The organism is Terrabacter sp. 2YAF2 (assembly GCF_052114705.1).
Classification (GTDB): domain Bacteria; phylum Actinomycetota; class Actinomycetes; order Actinomycetales; family Dermatophilaceae; genus Terrabacter.
Genome location: NZ_JBFRFG010000002.1, coordinates 52,785 through 69,423, shown reverse-complemented (window position 1 = coordinate 69,423; position 16,639 = coordinate 52,785). Strand labels below are relative to the sequence as shown.

Below are 16,639 nucleotides of genomic sequence, written 5' to 3'. Positions count from 1 at the left end.
GCGGGCCGTCTCACACCGCCTCCGGTCGGCGGTGAGGCGCCGGGATCGGGCCACCGTGCGGGACCTCACGGCCGCTCCCGAGGGCCGTGAGAGGGATGTAACCGAGGTGTCACCGCAGGTCGGACGCCGTGCAACACCGCCTTCCTAGCGTGGGCGTCACGCTCTCGCAGCGGCCCACGCAGCCAAGGAGGAGACCCTGTGAGCACCACCACCGGAAGCACACCCGGCCCGAGCACGACCGGCACCGTCGCCGCTGCTGCCCCCCTCGCGCCCGAACGCCCGAGCCGGTTCCGCGCCCTCACCGCACCGACGAGGCGGGTCATCCGCGACTGGGACCCGGAGGACACCGCGGCGTGGGAGGCGGGCAACAAGCTCGTCGCGCGCCGCAACCTCGTCTGGTCGGTCGCGACCGAGCACATCGGCTTCTCGATCTGGTCGATCTGGTCGGTCATGGTCCTCTTCATGCCGCAGGCCGTCTACGGCTTCACCGCCGCCGACAAGTTCGTCCTCGTCGCCGTCCCGACCCTCGTCGGGGCGGTCCTGCGGGTGCCCTACACGATGGCGACGGCCTTCTTCGGGGGCCGCAACTGGGCCATCGTCAGCGGCTTCGCGCTGCTCGTCCCGACGGTGCTGACCTGGTGGCTCATGGTCAACCCGGGCCACTCCCTGACGACGTTCCTGCTCGTCGCCGGCCTCGCCGGTCTCGGCGGCGGCAACTTCGCCTCGTCGATGACGAACATCAACGCCTTCTACCCGCAGCGGATGAAGGGCTGGGCGCTCGGGCTCAACGCGGGTGGCGGCAACATCGGCGTCCCCGTCGTCCAGCTCGTCGGCCTGCTCGTCATCGCGACGCTCGGCAACCGCCGGCCCGAGGTCGTCTGTGCCGTCTACCTCGTCCTGCTCGCCGTCGCGAGCATCGGCGCCGCGGTCTCCATGGACAACCTCGACCACCAGACGGCCAATCCCAAGGCGATGCTCGAGGTGCTGCGGCACGCCGACTCGTGGGTCATCTCGCTGCTCTACATCGGCACGTTCGGCTCGTTCATCGGCTTCGGCTTCGCCTTCGGCCAGGTGCTCAACCAGACCTTCCTCGCCGGGCTGACGGGCGGCGCCGCGCCGACGCCGGCGCAGGCCGCGACCGCGAGCCTGCACGCCGCCCAGATCGCCTTCGTCGGCCCGCTCCTCGGCTCGGTCAGCCGGGTCTGGGGTGGACGGCTCGCCGACCGCCGTGGCGGTGCCCTCGTGACACTGTGGACCTTCGTCGGCATGGCGGTCGCGGGCGTCCTCGTGACCCTCGCGGCGCGCTCCGACGACGTGACCCGCGGCGCTGCGACCGGACTCCAGCTCTGCGGCCTCATCGGCGGCTTCGTCCTGCTCTTCGTCCTCTCCGGCGTCGGCAACGGCTCGGTCTACAAGATGATCCCCGCCCTCTTCGACGCGAAGTCCGCCGCGGTCCCCGGGCCCGCGATCGAGCGCACGGCCTGGTCCCGCTCGATGGCCGGCGCGCTCATCGGCATCGCCGGCGCGATCGGCGCCCTCGGCGGCGTCCTCATCAACCTCGGGCTGCGGGCGTCGTACCAGGGCGCCAGCCACTCGGCCACGGCCGCGTTCGTCGTCTTCACCCTCTTCTACGTCGGCGCCGCCATGCTGACGAAGGTGCGCTACCGCCGATGACGACGCACCTGGGAATGCCGTCGCCCCCGCTGGGCGGGAACGCGCCCTCCGAGGGGGTGGGCGTCGCGACGCACTGCGCCTACTGCGGCCTCCAGTGCGCGCTGACCCTGACGGGGACGTCTGCCGCCGACCTCACCGTGAGCCCGCGGCGCTTCCCGACGAACCGGGGCGGCCTGTGCCAGAAGGGGTGGACGAGCGCGGAGCTGCTCCGCACGCCCTCGCGTCTCACCACCCCCCTCCTCCGCCGTGGCGGCGAGCTGGTGCCGGCGTCGTGGGACGAAGCCCTCGACGTCGTGGCCGATGCCATCGTCCGGACGCAGTCGGCACACGGCAGGGACGCCGTGGCGGTCTTCGGCGGCGGCGGGCTGACCAACGAGAAGGCCTACCAGCTGGGCAAGTTCGCTCGCGTCGCGCTGCGCACGAGCCAGATCGACTACAACGGCCGGTGGTGCATGAGCTCCGCCGCGGCAGCCGGCATCAGGTGCTTCGGCCTCGACCGCGGACTCCCCTTCCCGGTCACCGACATCGGCTCGGCGCACGCGGTGCTGCTCCTCGGCGCCAACCCGGCCGAGACCATGCCGCCCTTCCTCACCCACCTCGTGCGGGCAGCCGACGCCGGCGGGCTCATGGTCGCCGACCCGCGCCTGACCCCGACCGCCGCCAGGGCGATCGACGGCGGCGGCCTGCACCTGCAGCTGCGCCCCGGCACCGATGCGGCCCTGGCGCTCGGGATGCTCCACCTCGCCGTCACCGAGGGGTATGCCGACCGCCGCTTCATCGAGGAGCGGACCACCGGCTTCGACGACCTCTGGCCCGTTGCTGCGCAGTGGCTGCCCCAGCGGGTCGAGCGGGTCACCGGGGTCGCGGTGACGACGATGCGCGCCGCCGTCGCGGCACTGGCGCGGGCCCGCGACACCGAGCGCGGCGCCTACATCCTCTCCGCCCGCGGCAGCGAGCAGCACGCCAGCGGCACCGACACGGTCACCGCGTTCATCGCGCTCGCCCTCGCGCTCGGGCTGCCCGGCAACCCGGGCACCGGCTTCGGCACCATCACCGGCCAGGGCAACGGCCAGGGCGGCCGGGAGCACGGCCAGAAGGCCGACCAGCTACCGGGCTATCGCAAGATCGAGGACCCCGCGGCGCGGGCTCACGTCGCCGCCGTGTGGGGCATCGACCCGGCCGACCTGCCCGGGCCCGGCCGCAGCGCCTTCGAGCTGCTCTCCGCGCTCGGGACGGACGGTGGCCCGCGGGTGCTTCTCGTGCACGGCTCGAACCCCGTCGTGTCGGCGCCGGACGCACGCGTCGTCACCGAGCGGCTCGGTGCGCTGGACCTGCTCGTCGTCTCGGACTTCGTCCTGTCGGAGACCGCGGCGATCGCGGACGTCGTCCTCCCCGTGCTCCAGTGGGCCGAGGAGGAGGGCACGCTGACCAACCTCGAAGGCCGGGTGCTGCGGCGGCGGCGGGCCCTCACGGCGCCCGACGGGTGCCGCAGCGAGCTCGACGTGTGGAGCGAGCTGGCCGCCCGGATCGATTGCAGCACGGACTTTCCCACCGACCCTCGGGTCGTCTTCGACGAGCTCCGACGCGCGTCCGCCGGCGGACCGGCTGACTACTCCGCTGTGACGTGGGAGCGACTCGACGCCGGCGAGAGCCTGCACTGGCCGTGCACGACCGAGCGCCCGCAGGGCACGCCCCGGCTCTTCCTCGACCGCTTCGCGACGCCGGACGGGCTCGCGCGCTTCGTCGCCGTCGACCACGCCGGACCTGCGGAGGCCGACGACACCGCATACCCCCTCGTCGCGACGACCGGTCGCGTGCTCCAGCACTACCAGTCCGGCGCCCAGACCCGCCTCGTCGACGAGCTGTCGGCGGCGGCCGGCGAGATGTTCGTCCAGGTGCACCCCGACACCGCGGGGTCCGTCGGGCTGGTGGACGGCGACCTCGCCGACGTCGTCAGCCGCCGGGGACGCACCCGGGCGGCCGTGCGTGTCGACGAGGACATGCGCCCCGACGTCGTCTTCCTGCCGTTCCACTGGGGTGGCGACGCGCGGGCCAACTCGCTCACCCACGCCGCCCTCGACCCGACCAGCCGCATGCCCGAGTTCAAGGCGTGCGCCGTCCGACTGGAGGCCGTCGCGTGAACCCCACCCGTAGGCACGTCCTCGTCGTCGGCAACGGCATGGCCGGGGCGCGCGTCGCCGAGGAGATCCGCCACCGCGACCCCGACGCGACGCGTTTCGCCGTGACCGTCGTCGGCGAGGAGCCACACGCCGCCTACAACCGCGTGCTGCTCTCGACCGTCGTCGCCGGTGGCATCACCGCGCGCGACACACGTTTGAAGCCCGACGGCTGGTGGGCCGCCCGGCACATCGACGTCGTCCCCGGTGCCCGGGTCACGTCCGTCGACGTGACGGCCCGCGCGGCGGCCCTCGCGTCCGACGGGGGCGAGCGGGTCGTCGACTGGGACGAGCTCGTCCTCGCCACCGGCAGCACGAGCTTCGTCCCACCAACCGAGGGGTTGTATGCCGGCCCACCCGGTCCCGGGGCCGTGCTGGCCGACGGGGTCGTCGCCTTCAGGACGGTCGATGACTGCGCCCGCCTGATCGAGGCGGCCGAGTCCGCTTCCACTGCAGTCGTTCTCGGCGGCGGCCTGCTCGGTCTCGAGGCAGCCCGCGGCCTCCTCGCTCGCGGTGTCGAGGTCACCATCGTGCACCCGCAGGACTACCCGATGGACCGCCAGCTCGACGCCGACGGCGGGGCCGTCCTGTCCCGCGTCGTCCGCGGCATCGGCGCGCGGCTCGTCCTCGGCCACTTCGTCACCGCTCGTCACGCAGGCTGCGATGGCGAGCCGGCTCACGTCGTCCTCGGCGACGGCTCGGCCCTGCCCGCCGACCTCGTGGTCGTCGCCGCTGGGGTCCGCCCGCGCACCGACCTCGCCGTGGCCATGGGCCTCGAGGTCGACCGGGCCGTCGTCGTCGACGACCGGCTCGCCACCTCGGTCCCCCACGTCCACGCCATCGGCGAGTGCGCCCAGCACCGCGACGAGGTGCCCGGACTCGTCCAGCCCGGCTGGGACCAGGCGCGCGTCCTCGCCGACGTGCTCACCGGCACCGACCCCGAGGCCGTCTACGAGGGCACGAGCGTGTTGACCCGGCTCAAGGCCCACGACATCGACCTGGCGAGCATGGGGACCATAGACGTCGACGTCCACGACCCGGGCCACGAGGTGCTCACCTTCACCGACCCGAGCCGCGGCCGCTACGCCAAGCTCGTCCTGTGCCAGGACCGGCTGGTCGGCGCGATCCTGCTCGGCGTCGGCGACGCCGCCGGCGCGCTGACCCAGCTCTACGACACCGGCGCCGCCGTCCCGCGGGATCGTCTGGCGCTCATGCTCGGCCGCGCCGTGACCCGCTCCGGGGCCCCGGAGACGGCGAACCTGGCCGAGATGCCCGGCACCGCCGTCATCTGTCGCTGCAACACGGTGACGAAGTCGGCCATCGTCGACGCCTTCCGCGCCGGTGCGGACTCCGTCGCTGGTGTCGCCGAGGCCACGCGGGCCACGACCGGCTGCGGCTCGTGCAAGGGCGCCGTCGACGGCCTCTGCTCCTGGCTGCGCTCGTCCGAGCCGGCCACCGACCCCTCACTCCCGACGACCCCCGACCCGGTGTCGGCACCCGCCGCCCTGACCGAAGGAGCCGCCTGATGTCCCCCACCCCCGAGCACGCAACGGGCACCGCCACCCGCACCGTCGTCGTCGTCGGTCACGGCATGGTGGGCCACCGCTTCGTCGAGGCGCTCCGGTCGCGGGACACGGAGAGCACGTGGAAGGTCGTCGTCCTCTCCGAGGAGGCGGACGCGGCATACGACCGAGTGGGCCTGTCGTCCTACGTCGGTGCATGGGACCGGGGCGCCCTGGCTCTGTCGGGCAACTCGTATGCGGGTGACTGCCTCGTGGACCTGCGGCTGGGCACCCGCGCCGAGCACGTCGACCGACAGGCGCGCACCGTCACCACGAACGCCGGCGATGTCGTCGCGTACGACTCGCTCGTGCTCGCCACGGGCTCCTACCCGTTCGTGCCGCCGGTGCCGGGGCACGACTCGACGGGGTGCTTCGTCTACCGCACTCTCGATGACCTCGACGGCATCCGTCGCGCAGCCGAGAAGGCTCAGCAGCGGGCACATGCAGAGGGCCGCGAGGCCAACGGGCTCGTCGTCGGTGGCGGACTGCTCGGTCTCGAGGCCGCCAACGCCCTGCGCCTGCTGGGTCTGACGCCGCACGTCGTCGAGTTCGCACCCCGACTCATGCCGCTCCAGGTCGACGAGGGTGGCGGCGCGGTCCTCGAGGGCCTCATCAGCAACCTCGGCGTCCAGGTGCACACCGGCGCAGGCACGCAGTCCATCGCGGCGCAGGACGACGGCCGCCTCGCGGTCGAGCTCTCCGACGGCACGGCCCTGCTCACCGACCTCGTCGTCTTCTCCGCCGGCGTGCGGCCGTCCGACGCCGTCGCCCGCACGGCCGGTCTCGACGTCGGCGAGCGCGGCGGGGTCATCACCGACACCGCGTGCCGCACCAGCGACGAGAACGTCTGGGCCGTGGGCGAGGTCGCCGCGGTCGAGGGGCGCTGCTACGGGCTCGTCGCGCCGGGGTACTCGATGGCCGAGGTGGTCGCCGACCGGCTCCTCGGCGGGGAGGCGACCTTCCCCGGCGCCGACCTGTCGACCAAGCTCAAGCTGCTCGGCGTCGACGTCGCCTCCTTCGGCGACGCGATGGGTGCCACGCCGGGGGCCCTCGAGATCGTGCACACCGACGCCACGAAGGGCACCTACGCCAAGGTCGTCGTCAGCGACGACGCCCGGACTCTCCTCGGCGGCATCCTCGTGGGGGACGTCTCGCCGTACACCACGCTCAAGGCGTACGTCGGCCGCGAGGTGCCCGGCGACCCAGGCGCGCTCGTGTCCCCCGCAGGTGCAGAGCTGGGCGCCGACGCGCTGCCCGACGATGCCGTCATCTGCTCGTGCAACAACGTGACGAAGGGCTCGATCTGCGGGGCCATCGCCGAGGGAGCCTGCGACCTGGCTGCGATCAAGGGGTGCACGAACGCCGGAACCACTTGTGGCGGTTGCCTGCCCACGGTCCGGAAGCTGCTTGTCGACTCGGGCGTCGAGCTCTCCAAGGCCCTCTGCGAGCACTTCGAGCAGAGCCGTGCCGAGCTCTTCGAGATCGTCGCCTCGACGGGCATCCGCACCTTCTCCGGGCTCATCGCACGCTACGGGACGGGCACCGGCTGCGAGATCTGCAAGCCGACGGTCGCCTCGATCCTCGCGTCGACGAGCAGCGACCACATTCTTGACGGCGAGCAGGCCGCGCTGCAGGACAGCAACGACCACTTCCTCGCGAACATCCAGAAGAACGGCACGTACTCCGTCGTCCCGCGGATGCCGGGCGGGGAGGCCACGGCCGAGCAGCTCATCACGATCGGCCAGGTCGCCCAGGAGTTCGGGCTCTACGTCAAGGTGACCGGGGGCCAGCGCATCGACCTCTTCGGTGCGCGCGTCGAGCAGCTCCCGGCCATCTGGCGGCGCCTCGTCGACGTCGGCATGGAGTCGGGGCAGGCCTACGGCAAGTCGCTGCGGACCGTGAAGTCGTGCGTCGGGTCGGCGTGGTGCCGCTACGGCGTGCAGGACTCCGTGGGCATGGCCGTGGACCTCGAGCACCGCTACCGCGGGCTCCGCTCGCCGCACAAGATCAAGTTCGGCGTCTCGGGCTGTGCGCGCGAGTGCGCGGAGGCCCGCGGCAAGGACGTCGGCGTCATCGCCACCGACAGGGGCTGGAACCTCTACGTGTGCGGCAACGGCGGCCAGACGCCCGCGCACGCACGTCTGCTCGCGAGCGACCTCGACGACGAAACCCTCGTGCGCTACATCGACCGCTTCCTCATGTTCTACGTCCGCACCGCCGACCGGCTCCAGCGCACGGCTCCGTGGCTCGACTCGCTCGAGGGCGGCCTCGACCACCTCGAGGCCGTCGTGTGCGACGACTCCCTCGGGATCGCCGACGACCTCGAGGCGGCGATGGCCCGACACGTCGAGGGCTACGAGGACGAGTGGAAGGCGGTGCTCGACGATCCCGAGAAGCTCTCGCGCTTCGTGTCGTTCGTCAACGCGCCCGAAGAGGCCGACCCGACGGTCACCTTCGACGAGTCCGGCCCCCGCAAGGTGCCGGTCCTGCTCGGTCTGCCCAGCGTCCGCGAGAACGTCTGAGCCGCAGAGGAACCCACCATGACAACGCTCACCATGAGTCCCGGCGGCACGGCGTCGACCACCTCACGCACGGTCATCCGTCCAGGCATCCTGCCACCTCCCGGTGCACGGCAGTGGGTGTCGGCCTGCCCGGTGGGCCGACTCGTCCCCGGCCGCGGCGTGGCCGTCCTCCTGCCCCGTGGCGCGCAGGCGGCGCTGTTCCTGCTCACCACCGGGATGATCTACGCCGTCGACAACCTCGACCCCTACGCCGGCGCCGCCGTCATCTCGCGCGGCCTCACGGGCGACCGCGCCGGCGAGCCGACGGTGGCCTCCCCGCTGCTCAAGCAGGTCTTCTCGCTGCGCACGGGCGCCGCCCTCGACGACCCCGACATCTCCCTGCCGACGTATGCCGTCCGCGTCCAGCACGGGATCGTGAGGATCGGCATCCCCCTCCCCTGACCGTCGAAAGGCCACGTGTGGCCGGGTCACGCACGTCGATAGGCCACGTGTGGTCGCGTCACGCACGTCGAGAGGCCATGTGTGGTCGGGTGACGCACGTCGAGAGGCCATGTGTGGTCGCGTCACGCACGTCGAGAGGCCATGTGTGGTCGGGTGACGCACGTCGAAAGGCCAATCCCTGCCGTTGTCCGACGGCAAGGATTGGCCTCTCGACCGGAGCGGAGCGACCACACGTGGCCTCTCGACGGTGGAAGTAGAAGTCAGGTGGGTCAGGTGGGTCAGGTGGGTCAGGCGGTGGTGACCAGGGCGGCGCGGAGGGCGGCCTCGAGGTCCGCCGTGGGACGTCCGATGAGGCGCGACAGGTCGCCGGTGTCGGTGAACAGCGCCCCGTCGGCGATCCCACGGTCGCTGTCGGCCAGCACGCCGGCATACCCCTCAGGCAGACCCGCGGCGACGAGCGCCGCCGTGAGGTCCGCGACCGACAGGTCGCGGTAGACGACCTCGCGACCGGCGATGCGACCCACCGTCGCAGCGAGCTCGCCGAGCGTGAATGCGTTGTCGCCACCGAGCTCGTAGACGGCGCCCTCGTGACCGCGGCCGTCCTCGCCTGCAAGGACGAAGGCGGCGGCGGCGGCAAAGTCGGCGCGCGTCGCCGCACTGACGCGCCCCTCACCGGCGGCACCGAGGACGACGCCGTGCTCGAGGAACGTGGGCAGCTGGCCGGTGTAGTTCTCGAGGTACCAGGAGTTGCGCAGGAGGGCGTGAGGCAGACCTGAGGCGGCGAGCAGCTCCTCGGTCGCGCGGTGCTCGGCAGCGAGGGCCAGGTCGGAGGTGTCGGCGCGCGTGATGCTCGTGTAGGCGACGAAGCTGACGTCGGCACGCTTCGCCGCGTCGATCACGTTGGCGTGCTGGGCGATCCGCTGACCGACCTCGCTGCCGGAGACGAGTAGGAGCCGGTCGACACCGGCGAAGGCTGCGTCGAGCGACGCAGGGTCGGCGTAGTCGGCACGGCGCACCTGGACGCCACGGTCGGCGAGGTCGGAGATCGACTCGGGCGTGCGGGCGATGGCGACGACCTGGGCCGCAGGCGTGCCGCGCTCGAGGAGGGCCTCGACGACGAGACGGCCGAGGTGGCCACTGGCACCGGTGACGAGAAGGGTCATGACGTTCCTTTCGGGTGGGACTGACACCCTGCAGAACGACGGCGCCCACGGCATACTTCCCAGAAGTTAGTACCCACTTTGAAGTAAGGTACTGACATGACGGTTAGTCCCACCCTGCGCCGGCACTTCCCCGACGGCATCTTCTCCTCCGGCTGTCCCAGCCGCGTCGTCCTCGACCACGTGACGAGCAAGTGGGGCACGCTCGTCATCCTCGCCCTGGCCGAGGGCGAGCCGCTGCGGTGGAGCGAGCTGCGCCGCCGCGCCGAAGGCGTCAGCGAGAAGATGCTCGCCCAGACGCTGCGCATGCTCGAGGCCGACGGGCTCGTCCACCGCGACGCCAGGCCGGTCGTCCCGCCGCACGTCGAGTACTCCCTCACCGCACGCGGTGGCGAGCTGGCGGAGCGCATGGTGCCCCTCATGGACTGGATCGCCGACCACGCGCCGGCCATCGTCGGCGACGCCGAGGTGGCGGCTACACGTTGAGGCGGTAGCCGCGGCGCACGACCGTCTGCACGAGGTGCCGGTCGGGCAGCGCCGAGCGCAACCGGCTGACAGCCATGTCGAGGGCGTGCTCGTTCTCGGCGTCTGGCAGCTCGTCGAGCAGCCGTTCCCGGCTCAGGACGGCACCCGGCTCGGACATCAGCGCCGCAAGCATCGCCCGCGGACCGCGCGCCAGTGCCACCGTCTCCCCGCCGAAGCTCACGACGCGGCCGTGCACGACGAGCAGGCCCAGGGCGGTCTGCACCTCCTCGACCCCGTTGCGCGTGAGGTGCTCCACGACGGTGCGGACGAGGGCGCCCATCCGGAAGCGGTCCGGGACGATGGGCGTCACACCCAGGTCAAGGAGCGGCGCCGCCGTCACCGGTCCGACCGCAGCCGCCGTGACGCCGCAGCGCAGAGCGTCGACGAGCACCCCGTCCATGCCGAGCTGCGCTGCGGCAGAGACGAGTCCATCGACGGCCGGGGCCGACGTGAACGTCACGACATCGACCTCGCGGGCCGCCACTGCGGCGACGAGACGTCCCAGACGGCTCTCGTCGGTCGGGCGCACCCACCGGTAGGGCGCGACGGTCAGCACCGAGGCGCCGGCCGAGCGCAGCCGCTCGAGCTGCTCGACATCTTCGTGCCCGTGCAGCTGGACGGCGACTCGGCGGCCGGCCACACCACCCTCGAGGGCCAGCCCGACCGTCGACGCCGTGCGCTCGTCGTCGGCGATGCCGTCGTCGTCGTGACCCGCCGCCCGGACCGCCCCGCGCGCCTTGGGACCACGCACGATGATGCGCGCGCGGTCGAGCGTGCGGGCCAGGTCCTCGCCGAGCCCTGCAGCGTCGGCGGCCTCGATCCACCGCCGGAATCCGTAGGCCGTCGTGACGATGACGACGTCGGGCCGACACTCGATGATCGCGCGCGTGTCGCCGATGAGGATCTCGTCCTCCTCGACGGGCGCGATGCGGACGGCGGGTGCGTGGAGCACCTCGGCCCCGCGGCGCACGAAGGCGTCGATGAGGTCCGCGGAGCGACGGTCGGACGTCACGGCGATCCGGAAGCCCTCGAGCACAGCTCCCGTCGACTCGAGGCGCGTGGCATCGGGATCGGGTCCCGTCAGGTCCGCCGACCACGCCGTATGCGGGTGGCCGCGTCGCGGCGCCGAGGCGGGCGGGGTGGTCGGCTCGCTCACGACGTCACACCCACGGCGAGGCCGGAGGGCGACGCGGCCCCGACACGGCGGTCCCAGACGGCCGACTGCCGGACCACCTCACCGACGATGATGACCGACGGCGAGGATGCACCGGCCCGTGCCGCGAGGTCAGGCAGCGTGGTGAGCGTCCCGACGATGCTGCGCTGGTCCGGGGTGAAGCCGCGCTCCACGATCGCAGCCGGGGTGTCGTGGGCGAGACCGGCGCGCGTCAGGGCCGTCGTCAGCGGCACGAGGTTGTGCATCCCCATGAGGAAGACGACGGTGCCGCCGAGATCCGCGAGCGCCGTGGCCTGGCGTGGCTCCAGCGGCACGTGCCCCGAGACGACCGTGAAGGCGTGGCTGACACCCCGGTGCGTCAGGGGGATCCCGGCGCAGCCCGGCACGCCGACCGCCGACGAGACCCCGGGGACGACCGTGACGGGCAGCCCTGCCTCGACCGCCGCGGCGACCTCCTCGCCACCACGGCCGAAGACGTACGGGTCCCCGCCCTTGAGCCGCACGACGGTGAGCCCGGCCACCGCGTGCTCGACCATGATGCGCTCGATCTCGCCCTGGGGCACGGCGTGGTGCCCGGGACGCTTGCCGACATCGACGATCGCGGCCCCGGGCGCGAGAGCGGCGAGGTCGCCCACCTCGGCGAGGCGGTCGGTCAGCACGACATCGGCGTCAGCGAGGGCGCGCACCCCGGCCAGCGTCATGAGCTCGATCCCCCCGGGACCCGCCCCGACGAGGACGACTTGGCCCCGCGGCGCCTCCCGCGCGGGCTCGGTGACGACAGGGCAGCGCCCCGCGAGGGCCGCGCGTGTCCCAGACCAGGTGGCTGCCGGTCCGACGAGGACCGCCAACCGGGCCATCTCGCAGGCTGCTGTCGTCACGTCACCGGGCGACGCTGCGACCGACACGACCGCGCCGGCCCGCTGGTAGCGGCGCACCGTCTCGGTCGTCAGACCCGGCGGACCCACGACGAGCACGGGCAGCCCCGTGAGGTCGGTCTCGATCAGCACACCGGCCTCCGTCGCAGCTCGCGTTCCACGTCGGGTCCAACGTTAGGAAGGGCGTGTTTCGTCCGCGTTTCCGTCCCGCGATGCCTTGGTAACGACCTGCTCGCCCGGGCGTATGCGTGTCGTGCGCTCGCGTGGGCGCCCTCCGCCGCGGCCTCGGACAGCCCGACACCCCCGCGGGTCCGGCCTGACAGAGTGAGGCCATGACCAGCCCAGCACCCGTGCTCGTGGCGGTGGCCCACGGCACGTCCTCGGCGGCCGGCCGGTCGGCGATCGGAAGCCTCGTCGCCGCCGTGGCGGCGCGGCGTCCGGACCTCACCGTCCGAGCAGCCTTCGTCGACGTGCAGCCACCCGGACCCGGAGCCGTGCTGTCCTCGCTCGAGGCCGCCGCACCCGCCCGGCTCGTGCCGCTGCTCCTCTCGGCCGGCTACCACGTCTACGTCGACCTCACCGGGGCCGCGGCTGCCGTCCCGGGCACCACGGTCGCGCCGGCTCTCGGCCCGGACGACCGCCTCGCGGGCCTGCTCCTGCGTCGCCTCGAGGCCGCCGGCGTGCGCGACGACGACGTCGTGGTCCTCGGCGCTGCCGGGTCCTCGCAGGCGTCGGCCGTGCGCGACTGCGAGCAGGTGGCGGCAGCGCTCGGCCGCCTCATCCGGCGTCCCGTCGTCACGGGCTACCTCTCTGCCGCCGAACCCAAGCTCGCGGATGCTGTTGCGGCCCAGCGCCTTCCGGGACGTCGAGTCGTCGTCGCGACCTATCTGCTCGCACCGGGCTTCTTCGCCGACCTCGCCGCCAGGTCCGGCGCCGACGTCGTGACTCCCCCGCTCCTGCTCCCGCACGAACCCGCTCCGGCTGAGCTCGTCGACGTCGTCGTCGAGCGCTACCTCGGCTGACGAGCCCGGCTGACGAGCGCGGCTGCGGCCACGTCGAGGGTCAGCGGATCGGCAGGCCGAGGTCCTGAGCGGCTGCCGCCGCGACTCCGGCGGGCACGACCGGGCCGAAAGCCAGCGGCTCGAACACGGCTGCCCCGACGGGCGCCCGCCCGATCCAGTGGCCCCAGCCGACCGCGTGGGCTGCGTGCGGCACACCCGGGTTGACGACCGGACGACCGCGGTCGGGGCCCCACCCGACGAGGCCTGCCGCCGACTCGACCCCGGGCCCGACCTGACGTCCCCCGTGCCCCTGCAGAGCCGGCAGCGTCGCCGACCCGTCGCCCCCGCGGTGCGACCCGCTGCCGACCACCGACGAGCCGCTCGAGCGGTGCTGCAAGTCGGCGTTGTCATGGAGGCGTCGCGACAGCTGGTCGAACTCGGTGCTGATGCGGTGCAGGTCATGCTCGACCCGACGCCAGCGTTCGACGAGGTGCTGCAGGTCCGGCCCCTGCCAGGCCCGTTGCATGGTGGACACCGCCCGCTGACCGTGCGCGCGGACCACGTCGACCTCACGGCCGAACGACGTCATGCGACCAGCCGAGTCGCGCAGCGCGTCGACGTCAGCACCCTTCGAGAACACAGATCTCCCCTTCACCCCTGCAAACCGGACCAATCCTCACCTGACGGGCACGGTCGGTGCAATGGGGAGCGCTCCCCGGACTCCCGGCATACTCGAAAGGTCCCGCCCGCCCCGCGAGGGAAGGTATGCCGCTGAGCCCGCCACGCCGCTACCTGACCCTCGCATCGCCCGCCACCGCCGAGCTCGAGGTGAAGCGGTCGCGGTTCCTCTGCGACGTGGCGCCGGCGTCGTCGGAGGAGGCGGCGCGCGCGTTCGTCGAGCAGGTGAGGTCGGGCACCCGCGACGCCCGGCACCACTGCACGGCCTTCGTGCTCGGGCCGGACGGCGCGACCCAGCGCAGCAACGACGACGGAGAGCCCTCGGGGACCGCGGGCGCGCCGATGCTCGACGTCCTGCGGGGCAGTGGTCTCACCGACGTCGTGGCCGTCGTGACGCGATGGTTCGGCGGAACCCTGCTCGGCACCGGCGGCCTCATCCGGGCCTACGGCGACGCCGTGTCGCAGGCACTCCACGAGGCGACGATGCTGGCTCGCGAGCTGCGAGAAGGTGTCGTCGTCGACGTCGACCACACGTCCGGTCCGCGGGTCGAGCACGCCCTGAGAGGGCTGGCCCACGTCGAGGTGGGCAACGTCGACTACCTGCCGCAGGGCATGCGCCTGTCCGTCACGGCAGCGCCCGATGCCGTCGCGGAGGTGGCGCGCACCGTCGCGACCCTGACCTCCGGGGCCGGTCGGATCGCGCCGGGCCAGCCGGCGTGGGTCGACGCCACGCCCTGACGTGGGCAGTGCCGCCCGATGCGACGAGTCCTGCCCGGACCGCGTGAGAGCATGCCTGCATGGGCTTCCAGATCGCCAACGAGCCGGCCGCTGACCAGGTCCTCGACGAGCACCCGTTCGCCGTCGTCGTCGGGATGATGCTCGACCAGCAGTACGGCATGGAGCACGCCTTCCGCGGCGGCTACAAGGTGCTGAGCCGCTTCGGCACGCTCGATCCCGCAGCGATCGCGGCGGCCGACCCCGACGAGTTCAAGGCGATGGCCAGCACACCCCCGGCGATCCACCGGTTCCCGGGCTCGATGGCGGCGCGCCTGCAGGAGCTCGCCGCCCTCGTCGAGAGCCGCTACGACGGCGACGTGACGCGGCTCTGGACCGAGGCCACCACGGGCAAGGAGCTGCTCCGGCGCGTGCAGGAGCTGCCGGGCTTCGGCAAGCAGAAGGCGCAGATCTTCGTGGCGCTGCTGGCCAAGCAGCTGGGCATCCGCCCCGAGGGCTGGGAGGCGGCAGCGGGCGACTATGCCCTCGACGGCTACCGCTCGGTGGCGGATGTCGTCGACGCGGACTCGTTGCTCAAGGTCCGGGAGTTCAAGCAGGCCAAGAAGGCCGAGGCGAAGGCCAGGCAAGAAGCCTGAGACACAATGCTTTTCGCACGTATGCCGCTGGGCTCGCTTCTCGTGGAAGCGAGCCCAGCGGCATACGTGCTATCAGGCGGCGCCTGACCGAGGTCAGTCGGCGAGGAAACCGAGCAGGTCGGCGCGCGTGAGCACACCGATGGGCTTGCCGTCCTCGACGACGAGGATCGCGTCGGAGTCCTCGAGCTCCTTGCGCGCTGCCGACACGGGTGAACCGGCGCCCACGAGCGGCAGACCCTTCTCCATGTGCTTCTCGACGGAGTCGGCAAGGTGCGCGTGGCCGGCGAAGAGCGCCTCGAGCAGTGCCCGCTCGCTCACGGACCCGGCCACCTCACCCGACATGACGGGCGGCTCGGCCTTGACGACCGGCATCTGCGAGACGCCGTACTCGCGCAGGATCTGCACGGCGTCACGGATCGTCTCGTTGGGGTGCGTGTGCACAAGGGCCGGCATGTCGCCCGACTTGCCGTGCAGGACAGAGCCGACGGTCGCCTCGGTGTGGTCGTTGAGGAAGCCGTAGGAGTGCATCCACTCGTCGTTGAAGATCTTGCTCATGTAGCCGCGGCCGGAGTCGGGCAGCAGGACGACCATGACGGCGTCCTCGGGCAGGTCCTTCGCGGCGCGCAGCGCGGCCACGACGGCCATGCCGCAGGAGCCACCGACGAGCAGGCCCTCCTCGCGGGCGAGGCGCCGGGTCATCTCGAAGGAGTCCGCGTCGCTGACGGCGATGACCTCGTCGACGACCGACGGGTCGTAGGCGCCGGGCCAGAAGTCCTCACCGACACCTTCGACGAGGTACGGGCGACCCGTGCCACCGGAGTAGACGGAGCCCTCGGGGTCGGCGGCGATGATGCGCACGGCGCCGTCGCTGACCTCCTTGAGGTACTTGCCGGTGCCACTGATGGTGCCGCCGGTACCGGCGCCCGCGACGAAGTGGGTGACCCGCCCGTCGGTGTCGCGCCAGATCTCGGGGCCCGTCGTCAGGTAGTGGCTGTTGGGACCCTCGGGGTTGTAGTACTGGTTCGGCTTCCAGGCGCCGTCGATCTCTCGCACGAGGCGGTCGGAGACCGAGTAGTAGGAGTCCGGGTGCTCCGGCTCGACGGCGGTCGGGCACACGACGACCTCGGCGCCGTACGCCTTGAGCACGTCGCGCTTGTCCTGGCTCACCTTGTCGGGGCAGACGAACACGCAGTGGTAGCCGCGGCGCTGGGCCACGAGGGCCAGGCCCACGCCGGTGTTGCCGCTCGTGGGCTCGACGATGGTGCCACCGGGCCCCAGCAGGCCGTCGCGCTCCGCAGCCTCGACCATGCGCAGGGCGATGCGGTCCTTGACCGAACCGCCGGGGTTGAAGTACTCGACCTTCGCCAGCACCGTGCACCTCACCCCCGCGTCCGCGACGACGGAGCCGAGCTTGACCAGGGGCGTGTTGCCGACGAGGTCGGCGACGTTCTCTGCATACTTCACCCGCCCATCCTAGGAG

14 protein-coding genes are annotated in these 16,639 nt (G+C 72.5%); 9 read left to right on the top strand and 5 right to left on the bottom strand.

The window, feature by feature from the left end; translation table 11 throughout:
* Positions 1-198 precede the first annotated feature (198 nt).
* From AB4030_RS03260 to nirD, 5 genes are read left to right on the top strand one after another with little or no spacing between them, the layout of a single operon-like run.
* On the top strand, positions 199-1,674 hold the full coding sequence (locus AB4030_RS03260; RefSeq protein ID WP_442277749.1) for an MFS transporter: 1,476 nt from the start codon (positions 199-201) through the stop codon (positions 1,672-1,674).
* Positions 1,671-3,815: a molybdopterin oxidoreductase family protein gene (locus AB4030_RS03255; RefSeq protein ID WP_442277748.1), complete on the top strand. Its 2,145-nt coding sequence runs from the start codon at positions 1,671-1,673 to the stop codon at positions 3,813-3,815. The genes AB4030_RS03260 and AB4030_RS03255 overlap by 4 nt, the downstream gene beginning before the upstream one ends.
* Positions 3,812-5,377: an FAD-dependent oxidoreductase gene (locus tag AB4030_RS03250; protein WP_442277747.1), complete on the top strand. Its 1,566-nt coding sequence runs from the start codon at positions 3,812-3,814 to the stop codon at positions 5,375-5,377. Before AB4030_RS03255 ends, AB4030_RS03250 begins: the two co-directional genes overlap by 4 nt.
* Entirely contained in the window at positions 5,377-7,935 is a 2,559-nt protein-coding gene (nirB, locus tag AB4030_RS03245; RefSeq protein WP_442277746.1) for a nitrite reductase large subunit NirB, read from the top strand. The genes AB4030_RS03250 and nirB overlap by 1 nt, the downstream gene beginning before the upstream one ends.
* 18 nt (positions 7,936-7,953) lie before the next feature.
* Positions 7,954-8,376: a nitrite reductase small subunit NirD gene (gene nirD, locus AB4030_RS03240; RefSeq protein WP_442277745.1), complete on the top strand. Its 423-nt coding sequence runs from the start codon at positions 7,954-7,956 to the stop codon at positions 8,374-8,376.
* Between the two features lie 287 nt (positions 8,377-8,663).
* On the opposite strand, the gene AB4030_RS03235 is transcribed toward nirD, so the two are convergent.
* On the bottom strand, positions 8,664-9,539 hold the full coding sequence (locus tag AB4030_RS03235; protein WP_442277744.1) for an SDR family oxidoreductase: 876 nt from the start codon (positions 9,537-9,539) through the stop codon (positions 8,664-8,666).
* A 96-nt stretch (positions 9,540-9,635) separates the two neighbouring features.
* On the opposite strand from AB4030_RS03235, the gene AB4030_RS03230 reads away from it, so the two are divergent.
* The gene (locus AB4030_RS03230) at positions 9,636-10,022 is read left to right on the top strand and encodes a winged helix-turn-helix transcriptional regulator (protein ID WP_442277743.1); all 387 of its coding nucleotides are present in this window, start codon (positions 9,636-9,638) and stop codon (positions 10,020-10,022) included.
* On the opposite strand, the gene AB4030_RS03225 is transcribed toward AB4030_RS03230, so the two are convergent.
* The gene (locus tag AB4030_RS03225; protein WP_442277928.1) at positions 10,012-11,145 is read right to left on the bottom strand and encodes a uroporphyrinogen-III synthase; all 1,134 of its coding nucleotides are present in this window, start codon (positions 11,143-11,145) and stop codon (positions 10,012-10,014) included. The genes AB4030_RS03230 and AB4030_RS03225 overlap by 11 nt on opposite strands.
* Before the next feature lie 68 nt (positions 11,146-11,213).
* Positions 11,214-12,242, bottom strand: a complete 1,029-nt coding sequence (gene cobA / locus AB4030_RS03220) for a uroporphyrinogen-III C-methyltransferase (protein WP_442277742.1) — start codon at positions 12,240-12,242, stop codon at positions 11,214-11,216.
* Positions 12,243-12,442: 200 nt separating this feature from the next.
* Here cobA and AB4030_RS03215 point away from each other — a divergent pair, with 200 nt between their 5' ends.
* Entirely contained in the window at positions 12,443-13,132 is a 690-nt protein-coding gene (locus AB4030_RS03215; protein WP_442277741.1) for a sirohydrochlorin chelatase, read from the top strand.
* A gap of 40 nt (positions 13,133-13,172) precedes the next feature.
* Here the strand turns inward: AB4030_RS03215 and AB4030_RS03210 are convergent, their stop codons facing one another.
* Positions 13,173-13,751 carry a WXG100 family type VII secretion target gene (locus AB4030_RS03210; protein WP_442277740.1) on the bottom strand — a complete coding sequence of 193 codons (579 nt, stop codon included), beginning with the start codon at positions 13,749-13,751 and terminating at the stop codon, positions 13,173-13,175.
* 125 nt (positions 13,752-13,876) lie between these two features.
* Here AB4030_RS03210 and AB4030_RS03205 point away from each other — a divergent pair, with 125 nt between their 5' ends.
* Complete coding sequence (locus AB4030_RS03205; RefSeq protein WP_442277739.1) at positions 13,877-14,527, top strand: IMPACT family protein; 651 nt, start codon at positions 13,877-13,879, stop codon at positions 14,525-14,527.
* 59 nt (positions 14,528-14,586) lie between these two features.
* The gene (locus AB4030_RS03200; RefSeq protein WP_442277738.1) at positions 14,587-15,159 is read left to right on the top strand and encodes an HhH-GPD-type base excision DNA repair protein; all 573 of its coding nucleotides are present in this window, start codon (positions 14,587-14,589) and stop codon (positions 15,157-15,159) included.
* 93 nt (positions 15,160-15,252) lie between these two features.
* On the opposite strand, the gene AB4030_RS03195 is transcribed toward AB4030_RS03200, so the two are convergent.
* A complete protein-coding gene (locus tag AB4030_RS03195; RefSeq protein ID WP_442277737.1) occupies positions 15,253-16,623 on the bottom strand; it encodes a cystathionine beta-synthase in 1,371 nt (456 codons plus the stop codon).
* Between the last annotated feature and the right edge of the window lie 16 nt (positions 16,624-16,639).

Bases quoted from the DNA above. Each gene is read 5' to 3' on its own strand.
- AB4030_RS03255 (WP_442277748.1), top strand. From the start codon at position 1,671: ATGACGACGCACCTGGGAATGCCGTCGCCCCCGCTGGGCGGGAACGCG.
- nirB (WP_442277746.1), top strand. From the start codon at position 5,377: ATGTCCCCCACCCCCGAGCACGCAACGGGCACCGCCACCCGCACCGTC.
- nirD (WP_442277745.1), top strand. From the start codon at position 7,954: ATGACAACGCTCACCATGAGTCCCGGCGGCACGGCGTCGACCACCTCA.
- AB4030_RS03235 (WP_442277744.1), bottom strand. From the start codon at position 9,539: ATGACCCTTCTCGTCACCGGTGCCAGTGGCCACCTCGGCCGTCTCGTC.
- AB4030_RS03230 (WP_442277743.1), top strand. From the start codon at position 9,636: ATGACGGTTAGTCCCACCCTGCGCCGGCACTTCCCCGACGGCATCTTC.
- AB4030_RS03215 (WP_442277741.1), top strand. From the start codon at position 12,443: ATGACCAGCCCAGCACCCGTGCTCGTGGCGGTGGCCCACGGCACGTCC.
- AB4030_RS03205 (WP_442277739.1), top strand. From the start codon at position 13,877: ATGCCGCTGAGCCCGCCACGCCGCTACCTGACCCTCGCATCGCCCGCC.
- AB4030_RS03200 (WP_442277738.1), top strand. From the start codon at position 14,587: ATGGGCTTCCAGATCGCCAACGAGCCGGCCGCTGACCAGGTCCTCGAC.